At 72.6% G+C, this 25,335-nt stretch carries 23 protein-coding genes and 3 pseudogenes; 15 read left to right on the top strand and 11 right to left on the bottom strand.

Going from position 1 to position 25,335, the window contains the following annotated elements:
• Positions 1-2: 2 nt before the first annotated feature.
• The 3 genes and pseudogenes from OG852_RS33475 to OG852_RS33465 form a co-directional block, all read left to right on the top strand.
• Positions 3-1,064, top strand: a pseudogene (locus OG852_RS33475) (aldose epimerase family protein); the annotation flags it as partial.
• Positions 1,065-1,261: 197 nt separating this feature from the next.
• Positions 1,262-2,920, top strand: a complete 1,659-nt coding sequence (locus OG852_RS33470) for a pyridoxal phosphate-dependent aminotransferase (protein WP_133909725.1) — start codon at positions 1,262-1,264, stop codon at positions 2,918-2,920.
• Between the two features lie 119 nt (positions 2,921-3,039).
• The gene (locus tag OG852_RS33465; protein ID WP_330349900.1) at positions 3,040-3,807 is read left to right on the top strand and encodes an intradiol ring-cleavage dioxygenase; all 768 of its coding nucleotides are present in this window, start codon (positions 3,040-3,042) and stop codon (positions 3,805-3,807) included.
• Between the two features lie 3 nt (positions 3,808-3,810).
• Here OG852_RS33465 and OG852_RS33460 read toward each other — a convergent pair whose 3' ends face one another.
• Together OG852_RS33460 and OG852_RS33455 are read right to left on the bottom strand one after the other, a co-directional pair.
• On the bottom strand, positions 3,811-3,948 hold the full coding sequence (locus tag OG852_RS33460; RefSeq protein WP_330349899.1) for a hypothetical protein: 138 nt from the start codon (positions 3,946-3,948) through the stop codon (positions 3,811-3,813).
• Positions 3,945-4,475: an ATP-binding protein gene (locus OG852_RS33455; RefSeq protein ID WP_330349898.1), complete on the bottom strand. Its 531-nt coding sequence runs from the start codon at positions 4,473-4,475 to the stop codon at positions 3,945-3,947. Before OG852_RS33455 ends, OG852_RS33460 begins: the two co-directional genes overlap by 4 nt.
• 126 nt (positions 4,476-4,601) lie before the next feature.
• Between OG852_RS33455 and OG852_RS33450 the strand changes: the two genes are divergently transcribed.
• A complete protein-coding gene (locus tag OG852_RS33450; RefSeq protein WP_330349897.1) occupies positions 4,602-5,426 on the top strand; it encodes a helix-turn-helix domain-containing protein in 825 nt (274 codons plus the stop codon).
• Positions 5,423-5,605 carry a DUF397 domain-containing protein gene (locus OG852_RS33445; RefSeq protein ID WP_330349896.1) on the top strand — a complete coding sequence of 61 codons (183 nt, stop codon included), beginning with the start codon at positions 5,423-5,425 and terminating at the stop codon, positions 5,603-5,605. The genes OG852_RS33450 and OG852_RS33445 overlap by 4 nt, the downstream gene beginning before the upstream one ends.
• 19 nt (positions 5,606-5,624) lie before the next feature.
• Here the strand turns inward: OG852_RS33445 and OG852_RS33440 are convergent, their stop codons facing one another.
• Together OG852_RS33440 and OG852_RS33435 are read right to left on the bottom strand one after the other, a co-directional pair.
• Complete coding sequence (locus tag OG852_RS33440; protein ID WP_133909720.1) at positions 5,625-6,272, bottom strand: DUF4360 domain-containing protein; 648 nt, start codon at positions 6,270-6,272, stop codon at positions 5,625-5,627.
• A gap of 155 nt (positions 6,273-6,427) precedes the next feature.
• Positions 6,428-8,047: an ADP-ribosyltransferase domain-containing protein gene (locus OG852_RS33435; protein ID WP_330349895.1), complete on the bottom strand. Its 1,620-nt coding sequence runs from the start codon at positions 8,045-8,047 to the stop codon at positions 6,428-6,430.
• Positions 8,048-8,177: 130 nt separating this feature from the next.
• Between OG852_RS33435 and OG852_RS33430 the strand changes: the two genes are divergently transcribed.
• Positions 8,178-8,855, top strand: coding sequence for a macro domain-containing protein (locus OG852_RS33430; RefSeq protein ID WP_330349894.1), 678 nt, complete (start codon positions 8,178-8,180; stop codon positions 8,853-8,855).
• Positions 8,856-8,967: 112 nt separating this feature from the next.
• Positions 8,968-9,828, top strand: coding sequence for an intradiol ring-cleavage dioxygenase (locus OG852_RS33425; RefSeq protein WP_133909717.1), 861 nt, complete (start codon positions 8,968-8,970; stop codon positions 9,826-9,828).
• Between the two features lie 87 nt (positions 9,829-9,915).
• On the opposite strand, the gene OG852_RS33420 is transcribed toward OG852_RS33425, so the two are convergent.
• From OG852_RS33420 to OG852_RS33405, 4 genes and pseudogenes are all read right to left on the bottom strand, one after another.
• Positions 9,916-10,374, bottom strand: a complete 459-nt coding sequence (locus OG852_RS33420) for an RrF2 family transcriptional regulator (RefSeq protein ID WP_133909716.1) — start codon at positions 10,372-10,374, stop codon at positions 9,916-9,918.
• A 37-nt stretch (positions 10,375-10,411) separates the two neighbouring features.
• Positions 10,412-11,923, bottom strand: coding sequence for an arabinosylfuranosidase ArfA (gene arfA / locus OG852_RS33415; protein ID WP_330349893.1), 1,512 nt, complete (start codon positions 11,921-11,923; stop codon positions 10,412-10,414).
• A gap of 90 nt (positions 11,924-12,013) precedes the next feature.
• Positions 12,014-12,361 carry a family 43 glycosylhydrolase gene (locus OG852_RS33410; RefSeq protein ID WP_330349892.1) on the bottom strand — a complete coding sequence of 116 codons (348 nt, stop codon included), beginning with the start codon at positions 12,359-12,361 and terminating at the stop codon, positions 12,014-12,016.
• A gap of 56 nt (positions 12,362-12,417) precedes the next feature.
• Positions 12,418-12,630: pseudogene (locus OG852_RS33405) on the bottom strand (extracellular solute-binding protein); the annotation flags it as partial.
• Positions 12,631-12,878: 248 nt separating this feature from the next.
• Between OG852_RS33405 and OG852_RS33400 the strand changes: the two are divergent.
• The 3 genes and pseudogenes from OG852_RS33400 (at position 12,879) to OG852_RS33390 (ending at position 16,830) form a co-directional block, all read left to right on the top strand.
• Positions 12,879-13,496 carry a toxin-antitoxin system, toxin component family protein gene (locus tag OG852_RS33400; RefSeq protein ID WP_208117025.1) on the top strand — a complete coding sequence of 206 codons (618 nt, stop codon included), beginning with the start codon at positions 12,879-12,881 and terminating at the stop codon, positions 13,494-13,496.
• Positions 13,493-14,560, top strand: a pseudogene (locus OG852_RS33395) (MAB_1171c family putative transporter); the annotation flags it as partial. The gene OG852_RS33400 and the pseudogene OG852_RS33395, both read left to right, overlap by 4 nt.
• Positions 14,561-15,417: 857 nt before the next feature.
• Complete coding sequence (locus OG852_RS33390; RefSeq protein WP_208117024.1) at positions 15,418-16,830, top strand: NAD(P)/FAD-dependent oxidoreductase; 1,413 nt, start codon at positions 15,418-15,420, stop codon at positions 16,828-16,830.
• An 80-nt stretch (positions 16,831-16,910) separates the two neighbouring features.
• Here the strand turns inward: OG852_RS33390 and OG852_RS33385 are convergent, their stop codons facing one another.
• Together OG852_RS33385 and OG852_RS33380 are read right to left on the bottom strand one after the other, a co-directional pair.
• On the bottom strand, positions 16,911-17,759 hold the full coding sequence (locus tag OG852_RS33385) for an SMP-30/gluconolactonase/LRE family protein (RefSeq protein ID WP_133909714.1): 849 nt from the start codon (positions 17,757-17,759) through the stop codon (positions 16,911-16,913).
• Positions 17,756-18,529 (bottom strand): IclR family transcriptional regulator, encoded by a 774-nt coding sequence (locus OG852_RS33380; protein ID WP_133909713.1) that lies wholly within the window; start codon positions 18,527-18,529, stop codon positions 17,756-17,758. Before OG852_RS33380 ends, OG852_RS33385 begins: the two co-directional genes overlap by 4 nt.
• 136 nt (positions 18,530-18,665) lie before the next feature.
• On the opposite strand from OG852_RS33380, the gene OG852_RS33375 reads away from it, so the two are divergent.
• Entirely contained in the window at positions 18,666-19,310 is a 645-nt protein-coding gene (locus OG852_RS33375; protein ID WP_133909712.1) for a hypothetical protein, read from the top strand.
• Here the strand turns inward: OG852_RS33375 and OG852_RS33370 are convergent.
• Positions 19,307-20,188 (bottom strand): ATP-grasp domain-containing protein, encoded by an 882-nt coding sequence (locus tag OG852_RS33370; protein WP_133909711.1) that lies wholly within the window; start codon positions 20,186-20,188, stop codon positions 19,307-19,309. The genes OG852_RS33375 and OG852_RS33370 overlap by 4 nt on opposite strands.
• A 180-nt stretch (positions 20,189-20,368) precedes the next feature.
• Between OG852_RS33370 and OG852_RS33365 the strand changes: the two genes are divergently transcribed.
• From OG852_RS33365 to OG852_RS33350, 4 genes are all read left to right on the top strand, one after another.
• On the top strand, positions 20,369-21,817 hold the full coding sequence (locus OG852_RS33365) for an acyl-CoA synthetase (protein WP_330349891.1): 1,449 nt from the start codon (positions 20,369-20,371) through the stop codon (positions 21,815-21,817).
• A complete protein-coding gene (locus tag OG852_RS33360; RefSeq protein ID WP_133909709.1) occupies positions 21,814-23,157 on the top strand; it encodes a carboxyl transferase domain-containing protein in 1,344 nt (447 codons plus the stop codon). The genes OG852_RS33365 and OG852_RS33360 overlap by 4 nt, the downstream gene beginning before the upstream one ends.
• Positions 23,158-23,260: 103 nt before the next feature.
• Positions 23,261-23,611, top strand: coding sequence for a CU044_2847 family protein (locus OG852_RS33355; protein WP_133909708.1), 351 nt, complete (start codon positions 23,261-23,263; stop codon positions 23,609-23,611).
• Positions 23,608-25,323, top strand: coding sequence for a VMAP-C domain-containing protein (locus OG852_RS33350; RefSeq protein ID WP_330349890.1), 1,716 nt, complete (start codon positions 23,608-23,610; stop codon positions 25,321-25,323). The genes OG852_RS33355 and OG852_RS33350 overlap by 4 nt, the downstream gene beginning before the upstream one ends.
• Positions 25,324-25,335: the final 12 nt, after the last annotated feature.

Genomic DNA, 25,335 nt, shown 5'->3' with positions numbered 1-25,335 from the left:
AGGGAGGCGCAATGCCGGTGAAGTCGCTGTTCGGCAGGCTGGCCGACGGCACGGAGATCCACAGCTGGGCGCTGGAGAACGGCGGGACCCGGCTGGAGGTCCTCTCCTACGGCGGGATCGTGCGGTCCCTGGAGATCCCCGACCGCGAGGGCCGCCTCGCAGGCGTCAGCCTCGGGTTCGCCACGATCGAGGAGTACGTCGAGAAGACCCCGTACTTCGGCGCGCTGATCGGCCGCTACGGCAACCGCCTCGGCGCCGGGCGCTACACCCTCGACGGCGAGACCCACCAGGTCGACGTCAACGACGGGCCGAACAGCCTGCACGGCGGGGCGGAGGGCTTCGACCGCCGGGTCTGGGACGTGGAACCCTTCGAGGAGGGCGGGGACGTCGGCCTGCGGCTGTCCCGGACGAGCCCCGACGGCGAGATGGGCCACCCCGGCACCCTCGCGGTCGAGGTGACGTACACCCTCACCGCGGCCGGCGACTGGCGGATCGACTACGAGGCCACCACCGACCGCCCGACGGTGGTCAACCTGACGAACCACGTCTACTGGAACCTGGCCGGCGAGGGCAGCGGCCCGGTCGCGGACCACGAGCTGTCGATCGCCGCCGCCCGCTACACGCCCGTCGGCCCGGGGCTGATCCCCACGGGCGAGCTCGCCGAGGTCGCGGGCACCCCCTTCGACTTCCGTGAGGCCAAGGAGATCGGCCGGGACCTGCGGGCGGCCCATCCGCAGCTCCTGCACGGCCAGGGCTACGACCACAACTGGGTCCTCGACAAGGGCGTGACCGAGGAGCCCGTCCCGGTGGCGTTCCTGCGCGACCCGTCCTCGGGCCGCACCCTGACCGTCGCCACGACCGAGCCGGGGCTGCAGTTCTACTCCGGCAACTTCCTCGACGGCACCCTGGCCGGCCCGGGCGGACGCGTCTACCGTCAGGGCGACGCGCTGTGCCTGGAGACCCAGCACTTCCCCGACTCCCCGAACCAGCCGTCGTTCCCCTCGACGACCCTGCGCCCCGGGGAGACGTACCGGTCGACGACGGTGCACACCTTCGGGGCGTAGCGACCGGGCCGGGGCCCTGATCCGGAGACGCGGATGCGAAACCTGGGTTCCCGGTTCCGCAACTCACATTTTTTTCACACCCGTTGAACGGGGTGACTCACACCTGCGTATGTACCGGTGGCCCGTGCTCCCCCGCGCGGGCCACCCAGACGACGGGCCCGGTCGTCCCCAGCGGGCCCGCCCCCTACGGAGGTTCCATGGCCGACAACGTCACCTCGTTGTTCCGCAGTACGGCGGCTCACAGCCCGTCGATGGCGGCGCTGACACGAGAAGGCGGCGACGGGACGGGCCCGGTCGACTTCTGTATCCCCTGCAACCCCTACTTCCCCACCCCGGCCATGATGGACACCATGTCCGCCCGACTGCGGGACATCGTCACCTACTACCCGAGCAGCGCCGACACGATCACCGCCGAGCTGTGCAACCTCCTCCAGCTCCCGCCGCAGGCCGTCGCGATGGGCAACGGCTCCACCGAACTGATCACCTGGATCGACCATCTGCTGGTCCGCGAGTCCCTCGCGGTGCCCGTGCCCACCTTCGGCCGCTGGACCGACCAGCCGATGGAGACCGGCAAGCGGGTCGACATGTTCCCCCTCCAGGAGTCCAGCGGCTTCGCCCTCGACCTCGCCCAGTACGCCGAGTTCATCCGCACCCGGGGCACCAAGGTCGCGGTCATCTGCAACCCGAACAACCCCGACGGCGGCTTCCTGCACAAGCACGCCCTCGTGCAGTTCATGGACGCGATGGCCGACCTGGACCTGATCGTCATCGACGAGTCGTTCCTGGAGTTCGCCGACGCCGAGCAGGAGCCCAGCGTCGTGCAGGAGGCGATGATCCGGCCGAACGTCATCGTGCTGCGCAGCCTCGGCAAGAACTTCGGTCTGCACGGCATCCGCTTCGGCTACATGGTGGCCAACCCCGCCCTGGCCGGCAAGGTCCGCTCGATGCTGCCGAAGTGGAACCTCAACGCCTTCGCCGAGTACGTGGTCTTCATGCTGAAGGAGCACGGCCCCGAGTACATGCAGAGTCTGCTGCAGGTGCGCCGGGACCGCCTCGACATGGCCAGCCAGCTCTCGGCCCTCCCCGGCCTCACGGTCTACCCCTCCCAGGGCAACTTCCTCTTCGTGCGCCTTCCCGTCGGCGCCGAGGGCACGGTCGTCCGGGACCGGCTGCTCACCGAACACCGCATCCTCGTCCGCGAGTGCGGCAACAAGATCGGCTCCTCCAGTCGCTTCCTGCGGCTCGTGGTGCGCCCCCAGGTGGACGTGCGTCGCCTGGTGTCCGGCCTGGAACAGGTGCTCTACGGGACCAGGAGGGGAGCTGCCGTGCCCGAGCTGGGCGCCGGGACCGGCTACAGCTCGGGCACGGCGGCCGTGGACCGGCTGCTGGTCGAGGCGACCAACGGGGCGGGTATGCAGGGCCTCGCCGCTCAGGCCCTCGGCATGCCGGGGCTGGTCGCGGCCCCGGCCGCCGCCGGCATGCCGATGCAGGCGCCCGCGGTGGCGCAGGCCGCCCCGTCCAACGGCGCCGGGATGCCGTTGCCGGCCGCCGCACAGGTCTTCCCCCAGCCTGTGCCCGCGGCCGCTCCGGCCCCGGCGCCGGTCCCGGTCCCCGTCCCCGCGATGCCGCAGGCACCGACGCCCGCGCCGGCTCCGATGATGGCGCCGGCCGCGCAGGCGCCGATGGCTCCCGCCGCCGCGGCCCAGACTCCGCCCGGGGTGCCGGCTCGTGGTGGGCTCACCGCCGCGCAGGTGCGGGGGACCAATGGGCTGGCGCCCGCGCCCGCCACGGGGTGGCCGAACACTCAACCCGCCCAGTCGTGGCCCAATGCCGCCGGGATGGGGCAGGTGGGGTAGCGCCGTCGGGGACAACAGGCAACTACTGTCGACAGTTTGCCTGACAAGTAACTTGACGGATGTTCACTTTACTGTTCTGACAGCCTTCCGACAGAAACCGTCCCTACGGTGCCGCGTTCATGACAGACACCTCGGAAACTCGCAGCCCCATCGGACGCCGCACGGTGCTCGTGGCGACGGGAGCCACCGCCGCCACGCTCGCCGTGGGCGCCGCCGCGTCGACCGAAGCCCCCACCGTCACGGCCGACGACACCGCTCCCGTCGCCGCCGCGGCCGTCTGCACCCTCACCAAGGAGATGACCGAAGGTCCCTACTACCTCGACGGACAGTACGTACGCTCAGACGTCACCGAGGGCAAGGCGGGCATCCCGCTGAAGCTGGCCCTCACCGTGGTCGACGCCGGCAGCTGCGCCCCCCTCAGCAACGCCCTGGTGGAGATCTGGCACGCCGACGCCCTCGGCGAGTACTCCGGTTACGTCGGCAACAACGGCCACAGCGAGCCGGACGACGGCACCTTCCTGCGCGGCGGTGTGCTCACCAACTCCAGCGGACTCGCCTCGATCACCACGATCTACCCCGGCTGGTACCGCGGCCGCTGCGTCCACATCCACGTCAAGGTCGCCACCGGCGTCACGGTCTCCTCCGACGGACACTTCTCCGGCGGCCAGGAGCTCCACACCGGCCAGCTCTTCTTCAACGAGACCATCACGACCGCCGTCGCGAGGGTCTCCCCGTACTCGACCAACACGGTCACCCGCACCACCCTCGCCCAGGACTCCATCTACGACGACGGAGGCGCCGCCTCCGGTCTGCTGACCCTGACCGCCCTGGGAAGCTCGACCTCCTCCGGGTACTCGGGAACGCTGACCCTGGGTGTCGACAGCTGAGCCTCATCCGTGGTCCGGCTGGGCGTCATCGCAACCGCGGTGGCGCCCAGTCCGCACGTCCCAGCCGACCCGCCGCAGCCCGACCGCCGCGGCCAGCCCGCCCATGCCCCCGCCGACGACCACCGCGGTGCCCTGGCTCATACGCTCCCCGTTTCTCCACCTGTAGCGGGAGCGTCCTGACCCACCGGGCGGTGCGACGTCCGCCTGGCCAGGGAGAGCCAGTTGAGGACGTCCACCTCGGCGCGCACGGTCTTTCCGGGCGGGGGCTCCCGGTCCACCACCTCCCACCGGGCGGCGAGGGCGTCCACGAGGTACAGCCCGCGCCCGGCGTCGTCGAGCGGACCCGGGGCGCGCACGGCCCGGGGGCCGGGCGGACGGACCCCGGCACGCGTGTCGCTGACCTCGACTCGGACGCTTCCGGTCACGAGGGAGAGGCACAGCTCGAAGTCCCGGCCGGGTACGCGGCCGTGGGTCACGGCGTTCGCGCTCAGCTCGGCGACGATCAGCGCAACCGTGTCGGAAGCCTCGGTTCCGTGCGGGATCCCCCAGGTGTCGAGCTGGTGCAGCGCGAGGCGCCTCGCCAGGCGGGCACCCCGGGGCGTCGCACTGAAGCGCTGGGTGAACACACGTACGGTGAGCGGGTATTGGGGGGTGGGGCGGACTGTCATGGGGCCAATGTGTCGGGTCCACCCCCCGGCACGCCAGGTGCGACGCGCGTACGCCGCGGAAGCGTACGCGGTGACGCACTGGACAGTACCGATCACTCGCCGTGACCATGGGTGCGGGAGGTGACCATGGGGGTCGAGAGCGGTGAGCCGGAGTCCTCGGACAGTCTGCGGACGTTCGGGGCGGTCGTCCAGGGCCTGCGGGAGCACCACGGGCTGAGCAGGGAGGAACTCGGCGACGTCGTGGGCTTCTCCAAACACACCGTGGCCTCCGTGGAGCTGGGGAGGCGGATGCCGGACGAGGAGTTCGTGGAGGCGGCGGAGCTGGCGTTGGGGAACACGGGGGCGTTGAGGCGGGCGGCGGGGTTCGTCGAACGGCAGACCGGGTTGGCGGCCTGGTTCCAGCGGTGGGCTCGGTTGGAGACGACGGCGATCACGCTGTACGTGTACGAGTCGCGGATGGTTCCGGGGTTGTTGCAGACGGAGGCGTACGCGCGGCATCTGTTCACCGAGAAACTGCCACCCCTGGCCGACGAGCAGATCGAAGCCAACTGGGCAGCACGGGCCAAACGTCAACTGCTGCTCCGGGAGCGGCCGAACACCAAGTTCGGTTTCATCCTCGAAGAGCACGCACTACGGCGGCGGACCGGCGGTGCGGAGGTCGCTCGCGAGGCCATCGATCACCTGTTGGCGATGAGCGACCGACGGAACCTCGACATCCAGATCATGCCGATGGTCTGCGAGTCGCACCCCGGGCTCGGCGGCCCGCTCCAGCTACTGGAGACGCCGAATCACAAGTGGTTCGCATACTGCGAGGGCCAGCGGGGTGGCCTGCTGGTCTCCGAACCGAAAGAGGTCAGCATCCTCCACATGCGCTATGCCAGGATGCTTTCACAGGCTCTCCGACCGGATGAATCCAGGAGCCTGTTGCGGCAGATCCGAGGAGACCTATGAACGCGTCCGAACTGGCCTGGTTCAAGAGCAGCTACAGCAGCAGCGGCGACGGAGACTGCGTCGAGGTCGCCCCCCTCCCCCACCGGATCCACGTCCGCGACTCCAAGGACAAGTCCGGTCCCCACCTCACCCTCTCCCCCACCGCGTGGGCCGAGTTCGTGGCCCACGCGGGGAGGTGACCCGAGGGTCAGGGCCGGCTCACTTGGCGGGGCACTCCTTCCACGCCATGTGGTAGACGGTGTTGATGTCGCCGTCGGTCGAGTCCATCGTCATGAAGCTGACCTTGGACGGCGAGGAACTGCCCGCGTTCACGCGCAGCTCGGTGTTGATGTTGAAGTTGCGCTGCACGCCGCACGGGGCGTAGACGAGGTTCGCCCAGTCCGTGATGTCGGTCGCCTGCCAGTTGTCGTTGAGCGCGCCGTTGAAGGTGTGGTTCTTGAACACCGTCTGCGACGAGCCCTGGAAGTAGTACGACGACCGCTGCACGGCGTTGGCACCGGACTGGAGCGAGGCGAAGCCGCGGTAGTCCGCCTGGGCGATGGCGTACGTGAAGCCCTGCGGGACATGGACGATCAGGCTGAGCTGGCAGTTCTTGCGGAACGCGGTCGGGTCGGAGTTGCCGCCGACCTGGGCGAGGTACTCGCTGTAGGTCACCGTGAAGGCGGTGTTGTCCTCGGACACGGCGACGGCCGCCGAACCGGGGCGGCAGCCCGAGCCGTTGACCGTGGCGACATCGATGACGATCTTGTCGGGGGGCGGGTCGGCGATCCCGCCCGGGTGGGGCGCGGGCATCGCCGCGGTGACGAGGGCGGCGACGGCGCCGCCCAGGAGCAGTCCACTTGCCATGGGGGGTCTCTCCTCTTCGAGGAAGCACTTCGTTGAAGTGTGGAGAACCTGTGAGGTTTCTGTGGAGCACCGCGGCGATCGAATCGTAGGGAGGCCTCTGGGGGGCGGCCAGGGGGAACTCCGGCCATTCACCCCGGCCCGTTCACACGGCCCGCTCAGGAGACGAGGGGCCGCTCCTCCGACTCGGTCAGCCGTACGGTGCACAGGCCGCCGCGCTCGGTCGTCACCTCGGTCACCTTCAGCTGGGTGCCGGGCAGCAGGATGAACTCCTCCTCGCCGGTGAACGCGGAGAACCGACGGATGCCGACGGCCCGCGCGGGCCGCACCTCGAAGAGCGTCCGCTTGCCGCGGCCGCCCAGGAAGGCGCGGGCGACGCCGAGTTCGGAGGTGCAGGACGACACGCCCCACCAGGTGACGGTCCGTCCGACCGGGTACTGCGCGCGCAGGTCCAGCGGCACACCGCGCCACAGCGGCTCGGTACGGACCGGCAGCCCCGACACCGCCGAGAACAGCAGCCGCAGATACGGCAGGTAAGGGGCCAGTTTCGACCGGTCGGGGTGGCGCAGAACGGCGTTGATCTCCCGGTAGAACGCCGACTCGCAGGTGTAGAGGTAGAGCGCGGCGACCGCGTCGGCGGACAGGCTCCCCGCCTGCTGGTCCGCGAGCCGCTTGCCGAAGTCGTGCGAGCGCTGGACGTGCCGGTCGAGGCCGCGCAGCAGGCCGGCGACGGGGCCGACGGCGTCCGGGAAGGCCAGCAGCGGGGTGTCGAACACCCCGGTGATCTCGGGGAGGACGAGGCCCTCGTCCTTGACGCTGGAGAGCCGCTCCAGATAGAGCTGATGCAGCTCCATGGTGGAGGTGATGAACGCGCCCATGCGGGCGGCCACACCGTCGTCGGCCCCGCCGGCCTCCCCCGCCCGCTGATCCCACCCGCTGCTCGGCAGCCAGTCGACCGGCTCCGCGCCCACCGCGGCGAGGGCGTCGTTGACCAGGGTGAAGTGGTCGCCGTCGCAGAAGATGTCGCCCTGGGCGGCGGGATTGCAGTGGTCGAGGTGCCGGACCTCGACGTCCGGGTACTTCTTCTGAAGCCGCTGGACGACCGACTTCAGACTGCGGGCGTGCGCTCCCCACCAGGCGAAGACGACACCGCGGTCCTCCTCGTCCTCGGCGTCCTGCTTGGCCTTGAGGATCTCCTCGACGATCCGCTCGGCGACCGGACGCCAGAACGCGGTGTGCGGATCGGACCCTCGCGGACCGTCGCTGCTCGCGGTGAGGGCCGCGTTCAGCAGGAGGACGCCCTGGGTGAGCATCGCCTGGAACCACTCCGGCGGCTGGACGGTGTCCTGCTTCCTCAGCAGCGCGCGGACGTCGGCTATCGGCGTCTTCTTCGGGATGCCGTACTTCCACATCGCCGCCGCCTTGATGAGACAGCGGATGCTGACGACGCGGCCGAACTGGCTGTCCTTCCAGTCGTGGAAGGTGTTGTCGAACATCGCGATGCCGGTGGCGCTCTCCGGGCGCGGATACGGGTTCTGCCCGAAGACGACGACCTTCCACTTGTGCGGCGGGTTCGGCTTGAGCGCCTGGAAGGTGAGTTCACGGACCGGGACCACGTCCGGGCCGCGGCCCGGGCCGATGAACGAGGCGGCGCCCGGCTGGGCCTCGATGACGGGCTTGAGCAGCGGAAGCCACGGTTCACCGCCGCCCTGGAACAGTTCGGCGAGGGCCAGCGGGTCGTTCGGGTCGGGCTGCGCGGAGGCGTTGGCGTCGATCATGGCGGGGACGCTAACAGCGGGGTCTGACAACGCCCTTTCGGCCCCGGTGCATTGCCACGGGGCGTTGTCAGTGGGTCCTTGTAGCGTCGTGATCACTGGAAGGACCGGGTCCCCGACGGGAGTGTGGAAGATGACCGAGAACCGTGTGCAGCCGCCGCTCGAGGTGGTCCTGACCGACGTCAACGCCAAGGTGGTCGACGCCTGGCGGGCGGCCTTCGCCGACACACCGGAGATCGTGATCCGCAAGGGCTCGATCCTCGAGGTGACCGCCGACGCCTGGGTCAGCCCGACCAACGCGCGCGGGCTGATGAACGGCGGGGTGGACGCCGTCGTCAAGCGCCACCTCGGCGCGGGCATCCAGCTCCGTGTCCAGCGGGCGATCCGCGACGGGTTCGGCGGACGGCTGCCGGTGGGCAGCGCGGTGTGCGTGCCCTCGGGGGCGACGAACCCGAAGTTCCTGATCTCGACGCCGACGATGGAGCAGTCCTCGCAGAACGTGAGCGCGACGCTGAACGTGGCCCTGGCCTGCGCCGCCGCGTTCCAGGCGATCCACCGGAAGAACGACGAGACGCCCGGCGCCATCGGGTCGGTGGCCCTGGTCGGCCTGGGCGCGCAGACCGGACGGGTGCCGGCCCGGGTGTGCGCCAACCTGATGTGGACGGGCTACACGCTCTTCAACGACCACCGCTTCGAGGACTACGACGACCTGCGCGCCACGATCGTCGCCCAACTCGACGACATCGAGAGCGCGCCCGCCGAGCAGCGGGTCCGCATAGCGCCGCCGAAGCGGACGACCTCCCGCCACTGACCGGGACTTGTCCCAACTCGCCGTAGATCACGGGGTGTTGACCGTTGCATCCCCAGGTCCTTCACAGCCGCACATTAAGGATTTCCTCAGGTGCGCTCCTAATTTCTTCCGCATGACGGGAAACAACGAGCACCACGAGATCCTCGACAGCAACGACAACCACGACACCCAGCAGCCCGGGAGGCACCGGCTCGACAAGAGCATGAAGCGCCGCCGCGTTCTGATCGGCGGCAGCGCGGTCGCCGCCGCCGGCGGACTCGCGATCGCCGGCATGGCCTCGGCCGACACCACCACCAGCGAGTCGGGCTCCTCGGCCGCCGCGGCCAAGGCCTCCACCTCCTCCTCCGCCGCCTCCGGCGTCTGCACCCTGAACGCCGAGGTCACCGAAGGTCCCTACTCCCTGGAGGGCGCCCTCGTGCGCGAGGACATCCGGGAGGACAAGGAGGGCTTCGAGGTCCAGTACACCTTCACCGTCGTCGACCAGGCCAACGACTGCGCGCCGCTCGCGGACGCCCTCGTGGAGATCTGGCACTGCGACGCCCTCGGCGAGTACTCCGGTTTCGTCGGCGGCAACGGCCACAAGGAGGAGGACAACGGCACCTTCCTGCGCGGGGGTCAGATGACCGACGAGAACGGCCAGTGCAGCATCACCTCGATCTGGCCCGGCCACTACGTCTCCCGCGCGGTGCACGTCCATATGCGAGTGCACACGGACGTGACGCTCACCGACGACTCGTACACCGGCGGCGACGTCATCCACACCGGGCAGCTGTTCTTCGACCCGGACATCAACGAGGAGATCCAGGCGACCTCGCCGTACTCCGCGAACACCACCAAGGAGACCGCTCTCGCCGACGACAGCATCTACGACGACGGAGGCGCCTCCTCGGGCCTGCTGACCCTGACCGCTCTCGGGTCCAGCGTCTCCGACGGCTACAAGGCCACCCTCACCGTGGGCGTCAACTCCGCCTGACCCCCGGGGCGGTGCCCACCCACCCCCGCCGCGGCCCCCGGCCACGCACTGGTCGGGGCCGCGGCGGGAGCAGCCCGACCGGCGAACCTACGGGTTCTCCCAGGCGGCCGGTTCCGCCGCCAGTTCCTTCACGGGATCCGGGAGCGCGTCCGCCGCGATGTCCGCGACCGTGACCCCCTCCAGGATCCGGCGCACGTTCGCCCGCAGCGCGATCCACAGCGGGAGCAGGGGCTCGGCCGAGCCCGTGTAGGTGAGACCGGTGGGGCGTTCCCCCCGGACGGAGACGATCGGGCCGTCGACCGCCCTGATCACGTCCGCCACGGTGATCGACGCGGCGTCGCGGGCCAGACGGTAGCCGCCCCCTCCGCCGCGCCGGCTGTCGACCACACCGGCCCGGCGGAGGTCGCCGAGGATCCCTTCCAGGAACTTGTGCGGAATGTCCTGCGCGGCGGCGACCGTCTCCGCCTTCACCGGGTCACCGCCCTGCCGTACGGCGAGCTCCAGTACCGCCCGTACCGCGTAGTCCGCCCGTGCCGAGATCCTCATGCGCACATTGTGACGCGCCTTTCCGCGAGCGGGCGGCTCAGGCCAGCCGGATGACGTTCCAGGAGAGCGGCTCGAGTACGGCGGTGAGGGTGCCGTCCTCGATCTTCGTGCCCTCCACGACGTGCGGAGCCACCCGCTCCGGTTCGTCGAGCGTGTTGCGGGCGTCCGGGTCGGCGTCCGCGAGCGCGCTGTGCTCGACGACCGAGGTGACGTCGAGGCCGTTCAGCGCCACCTCGAGGGGCAGCGCCTCGGTGCGGCCCCGGTTGACGGCGAAGACGGTGACCGTGCCGTCCTCGGCCCGGACCGCCGTCGCGTGCAGCAGGTCGGTCTCGCCGTACTTCTTCGTCTCGTAGGTCGGCGAGACCACCCGTACGTCGAGGACCTGGCCGAGGCCGTGGCGGGCGGCCTGGGCGAACGGGAAGAACGTCGTCTGCCGCCAGGCCGGCCCGCCGGGCTCGGTCATGATCGGGGCGATGACGTTGACGAGCTGGGCGAGACAGGCGACGGTGACGCGGTCCGCGTGCCGGAGCAGGGCGATGAGGAGCGAGCCGAAGACGACCGCGTCCAGGACGCTGTAGTTGTCCTCCAGGAGGCGGGGGGCCTCCGCCCAGTCCCGCGTGCCGGAGTTCTCGATCTCGTGCCACTTCGAGATGTACCAGACGTTCCACTCGTCGAAGGAGAGGTTGATCTTCTTCGTGGACTTGAGCCTCGCGCCCACGTGGTCGGCGGTGGCGACCACGTTCTCGATGAAGGACTCCATGTCGACGGCGGAGGCCAGGAACGAGTCGACGTCGCCGTCCTCGGGCTGGTAGTAGGCGTGCAGGGAGACGTGGTCGACGAGGTCGTACGTCTCGGCGAGGACCGTCGCCTCCCACTCGGCGAACGTGGGCATGGACTGGCTGGAGGAGCCGCAGACGACGAGCTCGACATCCGGGTCCATCTGGCGCATCGCCCGGGCCGTCTCGGCGGCGAGGCGGCCGTACTCCTCCGCCGTCTTGTGGCCGGTCTGCCAGGGCCCGTCCATCTCGTTGCCCAGGCACCACAGCCGGATGCCGAAGGGGTCCTTGTCGCCGTGGGTCACCCGGAGGTCGGAGAGGGCGGTGCCGGCGGGGTGGTTGGCGTACTCCTGGAGTTCGAGGGCCTCGGTCACGCCGCGGGTGCCGAGGTTGACGGCCATCATCGGTTCGGCCTGCGGGCCGATCTTGCGGAGGAAGGCGATGTACTCGGAGAGGCCGAAGCGGTTGGTCTCCGTGGAGCGCCAGGCGAGGTCGAGACGGCGGGGGCGGTCCTCCTTCGGGCCGACCGAGTCCTCCCACTTGTAGCCGGAGACGAAGTTGCCGCCGGGGTAGCGGATCGCCGTGACGCCGAGTTCACGGACGAGGCCCAGGACGTCCTGGCGGATGCCGTCCTGGTCCGCGGTGGGGTGGTCCGGTTCGAAGATGCCGGTGTAGACGCAGCGGCCCAGGTGTTCGACGAAGGAGCCGAAGAGGCGGGGGTTGACTTCGCCTATGGTGAAGGCGGGGTCGAGGGTGAAGCGGGCGGTGCGCATCTTTTCCTTTCAGGTTCAGTTGTGTCCGCGGGTGGGTGGGTCCGGTCGCGCCCACGCGGCGGAGCCGCACATCGATACGGCCCCGCGCCCCTAAAAGAGCGTTGGCCAGCCGTTCTTGGTCCAGCTCAAGGTGTTGAGCCCCAGCTTCGGGGTGCCGTTGTCGGCTGCGTCGTAGTAGTGGTACGCCAGGACATCTCTGCCCCCGTCCTTGAAGATCGACTCTCCGCCGGTGCCGATGGAGCGGCCGTGACCCTCCAGGAGGAGGTCGCCGCCGCCCTCCAGGAGGGGCGTGCCGGTGCTGTCGACGTACGGGCCCGTCACCTTCGTCGCTCTGCCGGCCCTGATCCTGTACGTCGAGTTCACTCCCGCGCAGCACTGGTCGTAGCTGGCGAAGAGGTAGTAGTAGCGGCCGTGGCGGACGATGTACGGGCCCTCCACCGCGTAGGGGGCGTCGGGGCGGGTGGCCAGGTGGTGGACCTGGGCGTCCCCCGATCGCCTTGCCCGTCCTTGCGGAAGGCGTCCACCATCGCGACCTGGTTGGCGCCGTCGCCGCCCTGGAAGAGGTTCCAGTAGCGGACGCGGGTGCGGCTGCCCGCGGCGAGCGCGTCGGCGCCGGTGCCGAGCGCGGCGAAGCCGAAGCTGCCCGCGACCACCGCACCGGCCGCCGCGGTGAGGAGGTGCCTGCGATTCAGGCGAGGTTGTGCCATACCTTGCCCCTGTCGTTCGACATTTCGGATCTTGCCCGTAACTTCGAACGCGACCGTAAAATCGATGCGCTTGCGCGTCAATGGTTTCGACACGAAGTCTGATAGCGCTTTCTATCGCACCCTCGCCACTCCCCCACTCCCGTCGAATCTTTTCGTGACGCGGACACAACCAGCCGCGTAGGCTCGAAGCCGCGGCCGGAGGGCGCCGGGCGGGCTGCCGTGCGGCGGTGAGAAGGGGGCGGGACCTGATGGACATCGCGGGCGCGCGCGAGAGGGCGGCCCGGATCGCCTCCGCGCTGCGGCGCCCGAGGACCGGACCGGCCATGCGCGAACTCACCGGTGAGCTCTCGGCCGCGCTGCGGGCCCGGCCCCGGCGGCCGGCCGGGGTGCGGGAGGTGTCCCGGGCGCTGTGCGAGGCGATGGCCGCGCGGCGCGGCGGACGGCCCGTGGAGCTGCGGTTCGAGCGGTTCCCGGACGAGATCGGGGTGACCGGGCTGTGGGTGGAGTTCCATGACTTCGACCTGGTCATCGTGGAGGAACGGGCCGAGGCCGTGCAGCAGTTGGTGATCCTCGGCCATGAGCTGTGGCATCTGCACGCCGGGCACCGGCACCACCATCACGGCCTCGGCCGGGACGCGGCGGGGGTGCTCGCCCGGCGGCGCGACTGGGAGTCCGTCGCGCTGACGGTGGCCGCCCGCAACGGGTCCCGGGAGGCCGACGAGGCCGAGGCCGACGACTTCGGCCACCGGCTCGCGGCCCGCTTCCGGCGCTACCTCTGCGCGGACGGGGCGGGCGGAGCGGGCGGGGAGGCGTCGCCGGTGCAGCGGACGCTGGGCTATCGCGGGCGTGGGGGCGCGGCCCGGTGATCCACGGCCTGTACATCTCCTTCTGGCTGCCCACGGTGGTGCTGGGCGCCGCCCTGGCGATCAAGCTGCCCAGCATCCTCAAGCTGTGGCGGGATCCGCTGCTGCGGGCGGTCGGCGGGCTGCTGCTGTTCGCGTGCGCGGTGTTCGTGTTCGCCGCGCCGAAGACGATCGCCTGGACCAACCGGGTCACCGGGGTCCCCAACATCGCGGCGCCGTGGGTGTACTCGCTGCTCACCGCGCTCTCCGCGTCCTGGCTGCTGCTGGTCATCGCCTGGCGCAACAACCTCACCGAGCGCTCGGCCCAGACCCGGCGGGCCACCCGGTGGGTGGTCTCCGTGTACGCGGGGGTCGTGGTCGCGCTGTGGGTGCTGTTCGCGCTCGCCGACGTGCCCGTGGAGCGGATCCGGGACCTGGACACGTACTACGCCACGACGCCCTTCATGCGTGAGGAGATCCTGCTCTATCTGCTCGCGCACACGGTGGCCTGCTCGGTCACCGCCGGGCTGATCTGGAACTGGAGCCGCACCGAGGGGCTCGATGCCTGGCTGCGCTGGGGGCTGCGCTTCCTCGGGGCCGGGTATGTGACGAACCTGCTGTTCAGCGCGGCCAAGCTGACGGCCGTCGTGGCCCGCTGGACCGGGCACGACCTGGACTGGCTGAACACCAACATCGCGCCGTCGGCCGCGTGCGTCGCCGCGACGCTGGTCGCGATCGGCTTCATCGTCCCGCACGCCGGGCAGTACCTCCAGGAGCGCTGGCGGGTCCGCCGGCTGCACCGCGGTCTGAAGCCGCTGGCCCGGCTCATGCGCTCGGCCGTCGGCAGCCGCGAGCCGCTCGCTCTGCGTGCCACCCCCGAGCTGCGGCTGATCCGCCGGGAGACCTTCATCCGTGACGCCGTCCTCCAGCTCGCCCGCCATCTCGACGACGACCTGCGCAGACGCTCCTACGACGCGGCGGTGGCCCTCGGCTTCGACCGCGGCCGCGCCCAGGCCCTGGCGGCAGCGGTGACCATCCAGGAGGCAGTGGCGACCCTGGACCACGACGAGCCCCGTGAGGGCACCGGGACCAACACCCCGAGCACCGTCCCGGAGCCCGGGCCCACCGCCCCGGAGCCCGGAGGGGCGGGGCGGGGGGACGCCGCGCCGGGAGCCGGGGGCGCCGCGCCGGGAGCCGGAGGGGCCGGACTCGGAGCCAGGGCCGCCGCGCTGGGAGCCGGAGGGGCCGGACCGGGAGCCGGGGCCGCCACGACGGAAGCCAGGAGTGCCGCGCCGGGAGCCGGAGGGGCCGGGCTGGGTGCCGAGGGCGCCGGGCTGGGAGCGAGGAGTGCCGGACTGGGAGCCGGGGGCGCCGGGCTGGGAGTCGGAAGTGCCGCGCTGAGGGCCGGAGGCGCTGTCGCCGGGGCGCGGGGTGCCGGGCCGAGGCTGGAGAGCGCGGTGGGCGGGGGCGAGGGTACGGGCGTGCGGGCGGAGGGCTCCGTGGCGGGGCCAGGGGCATTCGGCTCTCCCGGTACGCCGGCCCACTCGGCCCCCTCGGATCCGGCCGTCTCGGATCCGGCCGTCTCGGCTCCGGCCCCCCTGGATCCGGCCGCCTCGGCTCCGGCCCCCCTGGATCCGGAAGCCTCGGATCCGGACGCCTCGGATCCGGCCCCCTCGGCTCCGGCCCCCCTGGATCCGGCCGTCTCGGGTCCGGACGTCTCGGGTCCGGACGCCTCGGCCGGCGTGTCCAGGGCCTCCCGCAGGGAGGCCGTGTCCAGGGCCTCCCGCAGGGAGGACGGCGGGTTCACGGCCGGCGACGGGGCCGGGACCGATACGACTTATCTGTTGCGGGAGATCCAGGCCGTGTCCGAGGTTCTCCGGCATCCCGATGACATCGACGCGGTCCGTGAGCTCGCGGTCCGCCCCGGCAGAGAGCACCTCCGCGCATGACTGAAGATCCCACCCCCGCCAGAACCGCCGTAGTCCTGGGGGGATCCCATGCCGGCATGCTCGCGGCGGCCGCCCTGGCCGGTCTCGTCGAGCGGGTCGTCGTCGTCGAGCGGGACGTGCTGCCCGACGGTCCCGCGCCCCGCAAGGGGCTCCCCCAGGCGCGCCACGCCCACATGCTGTGGTCGGGCGGGGTGCGGGCGCTCACGGAGTTGCTGCCGGGCGCCACGGACGCGCTGTGGGCGGCCGGGGCGCGCCGGCATCCGGTCACCACGGACATGGTGGTGATGGGGGCGCGCGGCTGGTTCCGGCGCTGGCCCGAGTCGCACCACGTCGTCCTCGCGGGACGGGACCTGCTGGACGCCACCGTCCGGGCGCAGGTCCTCGCGGACGAGCGGGTCGAACTGCTCGACGACACCGAGGTGCTGGGGCTGGAGGGCACGGCGGCGGCGGTCACCGGCGTGCGGGTCCGCAGCAGGGGAGGGGACCGGGACGGCGTACGGGTGGTGCGGGCCGGGCTGGTCGTGGACGCGACGGGACGCGGCTCCCGGGCGTCGCGGTGGCTGACGGAGCTGGGGCTGCCCGAGGTGGAGCGGCGTGAGGTCGACGCCGGGCTGGCGTACGCGAGCCGGCTGTATCTCGCCCCCGAGCAGGCGCGCTCCGGTTACCCGATCGTGAACGTGCAGCCGGATCCGCGGGACGGGCGTCCGGGGCGGGCCGGGTTCCTGCTCCCCATCGAGGACGGCCGCTGGATCGTCACCCTCAACGGGACGCGGGGCGGTGAACCGTCCGCCGACGCCGGGGACTTCGTCCGGTTCGCCCGGGAGGAGCTGCGGCATCCGATCATCGGGGAGCTGCTGGAGCGGGCCGAGCCGCTGACCGACGTGTCGTACACGCGGACCACGCTCAACCGGCGGCACTTCTACGAGCGGATGCCGGTGTGGCCGGAGAACTTCGCGGTCCTCGGGGACGCGCTCGCCGCGTTCAACCCGCTCTACGGCCACGGGCTCGCCGTCGCCGCGCAGAGCGCGGTGCTGCTGCGGGGTGCGGTGCGGCGCCACGGGTGGGGAGCGGCCGGGTTGGCCCGGCGCATCCAGCGGGCGGTGGCACGGCCGGCGGCGGCCGCGTGGGATCTGGCGATCGGGCAGGACGTGTTCTACCCGGGGGCGACGGAGGGCGGCCCGACGGTGCGGGACCGGGTGCTGTCGGCGTACGTGGGGCGGCTGATGCTGACGGCCACCGGGAACGGGCGGATCGCCCGCCGGGTGACCGACGTGACGTCGTTGGAGCGGGGGGCCGCGGTGCTGCTGACGCCGTCCGTGCTGCTGGCCGCCGCGGTGGGGCCGCTCAAGCCGGCGTTGAGCGGACCGCCGTTGACCGGGGAGGAACTCAAGCGGGTGGGGTTGCCGTAGCCGGTAGCCGCGCCAGGGTGTCCGGGCGCGGCGGAGCCGCAGAGGGACGCGGCCCCGCGCCCCAAAGGGGCGCGGGTCGGTCAGCCCCTGAACGCCGGCTGGGGCAGGCCCTTGCCCACCCCCGGTACCACCAGCAGTGAGCCCGCGACCGGGTGCGGGGCGTCCAGGCCCACTCGGGCCGTCGTCACGTAGAGGTCGGTCAGGTCGGCGCCGCCGAAGGCGCAGGCCGTCACCCGGGGGGTGGGGAGGGTGATGACGCGGTCGAGTTCCCCCGTGGGGGTGTACCGGCGGACCGCTGCGCCGTCCCACAGCGCGACCCAGACGCAGCCGTCCGCGTCCACGGTGAGGCCGTCGGGGAAGCCGGCGCCCTCCTCGATCTCGACGAAGGGGCGGCGGGCGGAGATCCGGCCGTCGGTGAAGTCGAAGACGTCGACGCGGCGGGTCGGGGAGTCGATGTAGTACATGAGCGAGTGGTCCGGGCTCCAGCCCGTGCCGTTGCTCACCGCCACGTCGTCGAGGAAGACCTCGGCCGTGCCGTCGCCGGTGAAGCGGGACAGGGTGCCGCCGCCCGGCGCCTCGTCGTAGCGCATGGTGCCGGCCCACAGCGAGCCGTCGGGGGCGACGGCTGCGTCGTTGGCGCGGCGGCCGGGGACGGGCTCGTGGTGCAGCCAGCGGAAGGCGCCGTCCTCGTCGAGGAGGCCCACGCCGTCACGGAGGTTCAGGACCAGGCCGCCGCCCGCGCGGGGCTTGGCCGCGCCCACGTGCTGGTCGGTGACCCGGACCGTGCGGCGGCCGGTCGAGGGGTCGTAGGTGTGCAGGCGGGAGCCCAGGATGTCGAGCCAGAGGAGGCGGCCGGTGGCCGGGTCCCAGGTGGGGCCCTCGCCGAGGGTGGCCTCGGCCCGTACCGCGACGTCGTACGAGGTGCTCATGCCGCGCTCCGGTAGCCGAGGAGTTCCGACAGTTCGGCGGCGCCCTTCGCGGCGAGCTGCTCCAGCTCGGTGCGGCGGTCGTCGCTCCAGCGGATCATGGGCACGGAGATGGACAGGGCCGCGACGACCTGGCCGGTGCGGTCACGGACGGGGGCGGCGACACAGCTCACGTCGGGGTTCGACTCGCGGCTCTCCACCGCGACGCCCCGGTCCCGGATCTCCGCGAGCGCGGTGCGCAGGGCGGCGGGCTCGGTGATGCTGTTGGGGGTCATCCGCACGAGCGCCGCGTCGTCGGGGATCCGGGCGCTGAGCTCGGCCTCGGGGAGGGAGGCCAGCAGCATCTTGCCGACGGAGGTGCAGTGGGCGGGCAGCCGGCGGCCGGCGGCCGACACCATGCGCACGGCGTGCGTGGAGTCGACCTTGGCGATGTAGATGACGTCCGTCCCTTCGAGGATCGCCACGTGGACGGTCTCGTCACACGTCTCGGCGACACTGCGGGCGACCTGCTGCCCCTCGGCGGCGAGGTCGAGCTGCTCGGCGTAGCGGCTGCCGAGCTGGTAAGGACGGACGCCGAGGCGGTACCGTCCGGGCTGTCCGGGCACGGGGACGATGTAGGAGCGCGCGGCGAGCGTGGTCACCAGTTCGTGCACCGTGGTGCGCGGGAGCTGGAGCTTGCGCACGATGTCGGGGGCGGAGAGCGTCCCGTCCCCGTCGAGGAAGAGCTCGAGAATGTCGAGAGCTCGGGTCACGGCTGGTACGAGGCGTCCCACGACCGGCCCCCTCCCTGTTTCGTCCCTGGCCTGCGTTCGAAATATCAACAGGCGATCGGCATGACGAACACAGGCTGTCATATGGCGCTGCCCTGGGCAATGGTCCTGAAAGCCCTCGGTGGGCCAGGATGGGGGCATGCCGACCCCGAAACGTCTCGCCGGCACCTTCAGTGTCGCCGACTTCCAACTCGTGCTGCTGCGCCGCATGGCCGACCACAACCCGGATCTGGTGGACGACGCCCGCCGTGACCTGGGGGTGTCCCTGGCGCAGATGAGGGAGGCCAACAAGCGCTGGCAGGCCATGGTCCACTCCCCGCACGCACGCGGCGCCCTCTCCCGTTACCGCTCGGTCCTCGGTGAACCCGAGTCGAGGACCGCCCGCCGCGTCGGTGACCTCGACTGCGAGTCCTGGCAGTGGCCGATCCCGCTGTGGCCCGACCTCCGCTTCGAGGTGCTGCTCGCGCCGAACCAGTCGGTCTGGAACGACTGGCTGGTCCGCTCCCCGCAGACACCGGCCCCCGACCTGCGCACCCTGGACGATCTGGCCCCCTGGTCCTGCACGGTCGACGAGGTCACCGGCGCCTTCGCCCCGGCCCGCCCGCTGGAGGGGACCGCCCCCACCCGCTGGGGGCTGGCCTTCACCGCGCCGGACGCGTTCGGCACCCCCAGGGAGGTGGTCGCCGAGTTCACCTGGGGGCTGCTCCAGCGGACGACGGTCAGGGACGGGTACACCCCGCTGCCCGGGCAGTACGACGCGTACGGGCCGTACGAGCCGTACTAACGCCGCGCCGTCCGGGCCGCCGCGAGGATCCCCGCGACGACCCCCGCGACCGAGCCGGTGTGCAGGAACAGGAACAGGTTCGGTTCGACCAGCTCCAGTTCCATGACCCGGGGCCGGCCGTCGTCGCCGTCCACGAGGTCCACGCGCGCGTACAGCAGCCCGGGGGCCTCCGGCACGGCCGCCAGGGCCTGTTCGGCCACGGCCAGTTCGGCGTCCGTCGGCTGCCAGGGCTCCAGGCCCGGGTGGGCCACCTTGCGCTCGTCGTACGGCGTGCCGGGCGCGAGGACGGCGCCCTTGCGGCTGGCGTGCAGCAGCCGGCCGCCGAAGAACTGCAACGCCCGCTCACCGGCCGCGTCGATGCCCCGCACATAGGGCTGCACCATCGCGGTGAGGCCCTCGGCGTGCATCCGCGCGAGCTGCCGTACGGCGGTGTCGTGCTCGTCGGGGGTGTAGCGGGCGGCGAAGCGGGCGCCGGCGCCGGTGGTCGGCTTCACGACGTACTCGTGGTCGTCGGGCAGATCGGCCGGCTCCCCGGGCGCGAGGTAGCGCGTCGGGACGGTCGGCACCCCGGCGGCCGCGAGCGCGCCGAGGTAGCGCTTGTCGCTGTTCCAGCGGACCACCCCGGCCGGGTTGGCCAGCCGGGTGACGGCGGCGGTCTTCTCCGCCCAGGCCACGAACTCGGCCGCGCGCCAGCTGTAGTCCCAGGTGGAACGGATGACGGCGAGGTCGTGGGCCGCCCAGTCGACGTCGGGGTCGTCCCAGACGACGGCCTCCGCGTCCGCCCCGGCCTCCTTCAGCGCCGCCACCAGCCCCGGCAGATCCCGGTCGACGGCGACCTCGGGCCCCGGCCGGCAGGTGACAAGGGCGATACGGGGCACGCGGGCTCCCCCTTCATACGCAGATCCGATTTCCGGCCTGTCGGTGATCGATCCCCGGAAGGCTAACAACCACCGCCGAAGGCCCGGACACCGTGTGCCGTGTGGTGGCCGACGTGGTGCGGGTGGGCCGAGTCGGGGCAGGATCGGGGGCACATGGCCCTCAGCCCAAGGAGCGTCCGCGTGTCCTCTCTCTTCCCGGCCCTGACGGGTGACCCCTCCGAGCGCGTCGCACTGCGGTTCGGCGAGCGGGCCCTGACCTATGCGGAGCTCGCGGCGGCGGCCGGGGCCGTCGGGGAGCGGGTGCGCGGGGCGCGGCGCGTCGCCGTGTGGGCCACGCCGGCCCTGGAGACCGCCGTGGCGGTGGTGGGCGTGCTGCTCGCCGGGGCCGCCGCCGTGCCGCTCAATCCGAAGTCGGGGGACAAGGAGCTCGGGCACATCCTCGGCGACAGCGCGCCGGGGCTGGTGCTGGCCGCCCCGGGGGACGAACTGCCCGCCGCGCTCGCCGGGTTCGAGCGCGTCGACGTGGACGCGACCGCCGTGGGGCCGGCCCCCGTCGGGGAGGAGCGGGTGGGCGACGGGGAACCGGCTCTCGTCGTCTACACCTCCGGCACCACCGGCCCCCCGAAGGGCGCGGTCATCCCCCGCCGCGCGGTCGCCGCCACTCTCGACGCCCTCGCCGACGCCTGGCGGTGGACGGGGCAGGACGTGCTGGTGCACGGGCTGCCGCTGTTCCATGTGCACGGGCTGGTGCTGGGAGTGCTGGGACCGCTGCGCCGGGGCGGGTCGGTACGGCATCTGGGGCGCTTCACCACCGAGGGCGTCGCCCGGGAGCTGAACGACGGCGCGAGCGTGCTGTTCGGGGTGCCGACGATGTACCACCGGATCGCCGAGGCGCTCCCGGACGACCCCGAGCTGGTCAGGGCGCTGTCGGGGGCGCGGCTGCTGGTGTCGGGGTCGGCCGCCCTGCCGGTGCACGACCACGAGCGGATCGCGGCGGCGACCGGACGACGGGTGATCGAGCGGTACGGCATGACGGAGACCCTGATGAACACGGCCGTACGGGCCGACGGGGAGGCGCGGGCCGGGACCGTCGGGGTGCCGCTGCCGGGCGTGGAGCTGCGGCTCGTCGACGAGGACGGGGCGGCCGTCGCGGCGTACGACGGGGAGACCGTCGGTGAGATCCAGGTGCGCGGGCCGAACCTGTTCACCGAGTACCTCAACCGGCCCGACGCCACCGCCGCCGCGTTCACCGCCGACGGCTGGTTCCGCACGGGGGACGTGGCCGTGCTCGACCCGGACGGGTATGTGCGGATCGTCGGGCGCAAGGCGACCGATCTCATCAAGAGCGGCGGGTACAAGATCGGGGCCGGGGAGATCGAGAACGCGCTGCTGGAGCATCCGGGGGTGCGCGAGGCCGCCGTCACCGGGGCGCCGGACGCGGACCTCGGGGAGCGGATCGTCGCCTGGATCGTCCCGGTCGATCCCCAGTCGCCGCCGAGCGACGCGGAGTTGGCCGACCATGTGGCCCGGCGGCTCGCGCCGCACAAGCGGCCCCGCGAGGTCCGGTATCTCGACGCGTTGCCCCGCAACGACATGGGGAAGATCATGAAGCGGGCGCTGCCGGCATGACGGGACGTGCGAGCGCCCGGGAGGTCGTCGACCTCGTCGCCGACCCCCTCACCTTCAGCGAACTCCCTCACCCCGAGCGGGATGTCGTCCGCGACGGGCCGCTGGCCTGGCCCGGTTACGACCTCTCGCGCGCCCGTGCCGCCGAACGCACCGGCGAGACCGAGTCCGTCGTCTGCGGCACCGCGCGCGTCGAGGGCACCGAAGTGACGCTGATCGCCTTCGAGTTCGGCTTCCTGGGCGGTTCGCTGGGCGAGCGCACCGGCGACCGGCTGGAGGCGGCGTACACCCATGCCCGTGAACACCGGCTGCCCGTCGTGCCGTTGATCGCCACCGGCGGCAGCCGGATGCAGGAGGGCATGGTCGCCCTCACCCAACTCCAGCGGGTGGCACGGCAGTCGGCGCTGACCCGGCAGGCGGGGCCGGCGCAGATCGCGGTGCTGCGGGACCCGACGACCGGCGGCGGCTGGGCCACGCTGGGCGCGGGCGCCGACGTCGTCCTCGCGCTGCCCGGCGCCCAGGTCGGCTTCGCCGGGTCCCGGGTGCGGCCGGCGGACGCCGATCCGGCCGCCTACACGGCCGAGGCGCAGGTCGCGGCGGGGGCGGCGGACGCCGTCGTACCGCTCGACGAGCTGCGGGGGACGCTCGGGCGGTGGCTGCGGCTGCTGACCGGGGCGTCCGACGAGCCCGCCCCCGTGCCGGAGCCCCTCGGCGCCCGGGACCTGCCCGCCTCCGGCCGGGACGCCGTACGCCGGGCCCGCTCCCCCGAACGGCCGCGCGCCGCACAGTACCTGGACGCCTACTTCACCCACCGCCTGGCGATCTCCGGCGACCGCTGCGGCGGCACCGACCCCGACGGGATGCTGTGCGGCTTCGGCGAGCACGGCGGCCGTACGGTGGCGTACGCCGCGCAGACCGGGGCCGCCACCCGGCCCGCCGGATACCGTACGGCGACCCGGCTGATCCGGCTCGCGGACCGGCTCGGCATCCCGGTGCTGACCCTGGTGGACACTCCGGGCGCGGCCAACGACGCCGAGGCGGAACGCCAGGGGGCGGGCGCGGCGATCGCCGAGCTGTTCGGGGTGCTCGCCACCGTCCGGACGCCGGTCACCACGCTGGTGATCGGCGAGGGCGGCTCCGGCGGGGCGCTCGCGCTGGCCGCGCCGGGCCGCACCTGGGCCGCGCCGGACAGCTACTTCTCGGTCATCGCCCCGGAGCTCGCCGCCGCGATCCTCAAGCGGCCGGCGGAGGAGGCCGAGGCGACGGCGGACCAACTCCGCATCCGTCCGCAGGACTTGGTGGACCTGGGGGTGATCCGGTCGGAGCGGCGGCAGGTGCCGTGAAAACCGGGGGAGGAACAGGACAACCGCGAGTACCGTCCGTAACAATGGGGACGCACACAGCCGCAGGGGCGGCGGGGCCGGGAGAAGGGGTTACGGGGGCGCGGTGGAAGGACTGGTGGAGTTCAGGACCGACGACGGGGCCGTGGTCTGCGTCGAGGCGGCCGCCGTGGCGCGGCCCGGGTCACGGCTGGTGGCGCGCGGCGACGGTACGGTCCAGGCGGCGCGGACCTTCGAGGGCGCCCTGGAAGGGGTCCGCGCGGCGGCGGAGTCGGCGCTGCGGGTCTTCCGGGACGGCACGTTACGGCCGGACGGGGTGGAGATCGAGTTCGGGGTGAAGCTCTCGGCGGAGACCGGCGCGATCATCGCCAAGGGCACGGCGGAGGGCCACCTCGTGGTGAAGCTGACCTGGTCGCCCTCGCCGGACGGGGGGCCGGGGCCCGCCGCCGCCTCATGAACAGCGCCGAGTGGCACGCCCGGGTCGAGGCCGCGGGCCAGGTCGTCGGGGCGGGCTTCCTGATCGCCCCGCGCAGGGTGCTGACCTGCGCCCATGTGGTCGTCCCTACGGATACGGCGGACGCGGTGACGGTGACGTTCCCCGAGCGGCCCGACTGCCCCGCCGTACCGGCCCGGGTGATCGCCGACGGCGGCTGGGGCGGCGGCCCGACCGACCCCGGTGATCTCGCCGTGCTGGAGCTGGCGTACGAGGTGCCGATCACGCCGGCCGCGCTCGCCCCCGTCGGCGCGGCGCGCGGACACCGGGCCGACCGGCCCCGCAAGCTCGTCGTGTACGGCTTCCCGGTCGGCTTCGACGAGGGCACGCTCGCCGAATACCGCATCACCGCCACGCAGTTGCTCAACCGGGAGTGGATCCAGCTCGAGGCCTGGCAGCCCGGCGGACAGCCGCTCGCACCCGGGTTCAGCGGCGCCGCGGCCACCCTCGCGGACACCGGCGAGGTCGTCGGCATGGTCACCGCGGCGGCCGGCGCTCCGGGGGTGCACAACGGGCGGATGATGCCCACCGAGGTCATGGCCCGCCACTGGCCCGACCTGAAGAGCCTGGTGCCCACCTCCGACCACGGGGCGGCCGACCGGGCACGGCTGCGCGGCCTGGTCGAGCGGGCCGTCCGCGCGGGCCTCGACTGCGATCCCGTACGGCTGGTGCGGCTGTACGAGGCCTCCCGGGGACCGTTGGACCCGGCCGCGCCCGGGGAGGGGTTCGACTCGCTGTGGTCGGCGGCCCTGTTCGTGCTGTGCGAGATCGACGGCGCGGACGCGGCCGGCACCGTCGCCCGCTTCACCGCGCAGGTGGAGGCCCTGTTCCGGGCGCCCGCCGGGCCGGCCGCCGCGCCCGACTGGTCGCCGATCCTCGTCGACCTGCGGCACAGCGGCGCCGGGGACGGGCATGTGCGTGTGGAGGTGTCGGCGTACAGCGGGGGCCGCCGGCACCCGGTCGGCTCCGAGACCGTGCCGCGGACCCGGGTACGGGCCTATGTGCAGGAGCGGATCGAGGCGGCGTTCCGGTATCTGACGCCCGGCTGCGACGAGTTGATCGCGTTCGCGCTGCCGCGGGACTGGATCGACCTGCCGGTGGACCGCTGGGCGAGCGGCCCCGACGACGACACCCCGCTCGGGTCCGTGTACCCGCTCGTCGTCACCGACCAGGCGCGGCTGCGGCCCGGCGCCCGGCATCAGCTGACCCGTGCCTGGAAACGGCTCGACACCCTGCCGGGGGCCCGGGTGCACCGGGTGGAGTGCGGCAGCCCCGAGGACCCGGCCCGGCTGCGCCTCAGGCTGCGCAAGCCCGACGCGTGTCTCGCCGGCTTCGCCACCGCGCCGGCCGCCTCGCGCACCCGCCCCCACTTCGACACCTCGCTCACCGCCCCCGCCCCGGTGGTCATCTGGTCGCGCGGCGGCTGCGCGGGCGGCCCCGAGGCCTGCGCGGGCGGGGACGGCTGCGCGGGCAAGACCTTCCTGGACGAGCTGGACGCCTGTGTGGCCGGGGTGCCGCCCGCCGAACTCCCGCGCGAGGTACTGGCGTTGCGTGAGGAGGCCGACGCGGAGGAGGGCCACTGGGCCCGCGACATCCAGCTCCTGTGGGACGACCCGCGCGTCTTCACCGACCCGCACGGCGAGACCCCCGCCCACCCCCGCTCCCCCGTCTCCTGAGCCGCCCACGCG

The sequence above is a fragment of the Streptomyces sp. NBC_00582 genome (assembly GCF_036345155.1).
Lineage (GTDB): Bacteria > Actinomycetota > Actinomycetes > Streptomycetales > Streptomycetaceae > Streptomyces.
Note: the sequence above shows the minus strand (reverse complement) of the source record. Positions and strands in the feature narration are given on the sequence as shown.

What these genes read in the sequence shown, in the direction of transcription:
- OG852_RS33465 (WP_330349900.1), top strand. Translation starts at nt 3,040, where the DNA reads ATGACAGACACCTCGGAAACTCGCAGCCCCATCGGACGCCGCACGGTG.
- arfA (WP_330349893.1), bottom strand. Translation starts at nt 11,923, where the DNA reads ATGCGCACCGCCCGCTTCACCCTCGACCCCGCCTTCACCATAGGCGAA.
- OG852_RS33350 (WP_330349890.1), top strand. Translation starts at nt 23,608, where the DNA reads ATGAACAGCGCCGAGTGGCACGCCCGGGTCGAGGCCGCGGGCCAGGTC.
- OG852_RS33420 (WP_133909716.1), bottom strand. Translation starts at nt 10,374, where the DNA reads ATGAGGATCTCGGCACGGGCGGACTACGCGGTACGGGCGGTACTGGAG.
- OG852_RS33445 (WP_330349896.1), top strand. Translation starts at nt 5,423, where the DNA reads ATGAACGCGTCCGAACTGGCCTGGTTCAAGAGCAGCTACAGCAGCAGC.
- OG852_RS33375 (WP_133909712.1), top strand. Translation starts at nt 18,666, where the DNA reads ATGCCGACCCCGAAACGTCTCGCCGGCACCTTCAGTGTCGCCGACTTC.
- OG852_RS33455 (WP_330349898.1), bottom strand. Translation starts at nt 4,475, where the DNA reads ATGACAGTCCGCCCCACCCCCCAATACCCGCTCACCGTACGTGTGTTC.
- OG852_RS33400 (WP_208117025.1), top strand. Translation starts at nt 12,879, where the DNA reads ATGGACATCGCGGGCGCGCGCGAGAGGGCGGCCCGGATCGCCTCCGCG.
- OG852_RS33450 (WP_330349897.1), top strand. Translation starts at nt 4,602, where the DNA reads ATGGGGGTCGAGAGCGGTGAGCCGGAGTCCTCGGACAGTCTGCGGACG.
- OG852_RS33390 (WP_208117024.1), top strand. Translation starts at nt 15,418, where the DNA reads ATGACTGAAGATCCCACCCCCGCCAGAACCGCCGTAGTCCTGGGGGGA.
- OG852_RS33470 (WP_133909725.1), top strand. Translation starts at nt 1,262, where the DNA reads ATGGCCGACAACGTCACCTCGTTGTTCCGCAGTACGGCGGCTCACAGC.
- OG852_RS33385 (WP_133909714.1), bottom strand. Translation starts at nt 17,759, where the DNA reads ATGAGCACCTCGTACGACGTCGCGGTACGGGCCGAGGCCACCCTCGGC.
- OG852_RS33460 (WP_330349899.1), bottom strand. Translation starts at nt 3,948, where the DNA reads ATGAGCCAGGGCACCGCGGTGGTCGTCGGCGGGGGCATGGGCGGGCTG.
- OG852_RS33440 (WP_133909720.1), bottom strand. Translation starts at nt 6,272, where the DNA reads ATGGCAAGTGGACTGCTCCTGGGCGGCGCCGTCGCCGCCCTCGTCACC.
- OG852_RS33360 (WP_133909709.1), top strand. Translation starts at nt 21,814, where the DNA reads ATGACGGGACGTGCGAGCGCCCGGGAGGTCGTCGACCTCGTCGCCGAC.
- OG852_RS33435 (WP_330349895.1), bottom strand. Translation starts at nt 8,047, where the DNA reads ATGATCGACGCCAACGCCTCCGCGCAGCCCGACCCGAACGACCCGCTG.
- OG852_RS33425 (WP_133909717.1), top strand. Translation starts at nt 8,968, where the DNA reads ATGACGGGAAACAACGAGCACCACGAGATCCTCGACAGCAACGACAAC.
- OG852_RS33430 (WP_330349894.1), top strand. Translation starts at nt 8,178, where the DNA reads ATGACCGAGAACCGTGTGCAGCCGCCGCTCGAGGTGGTCCTGACCGAC.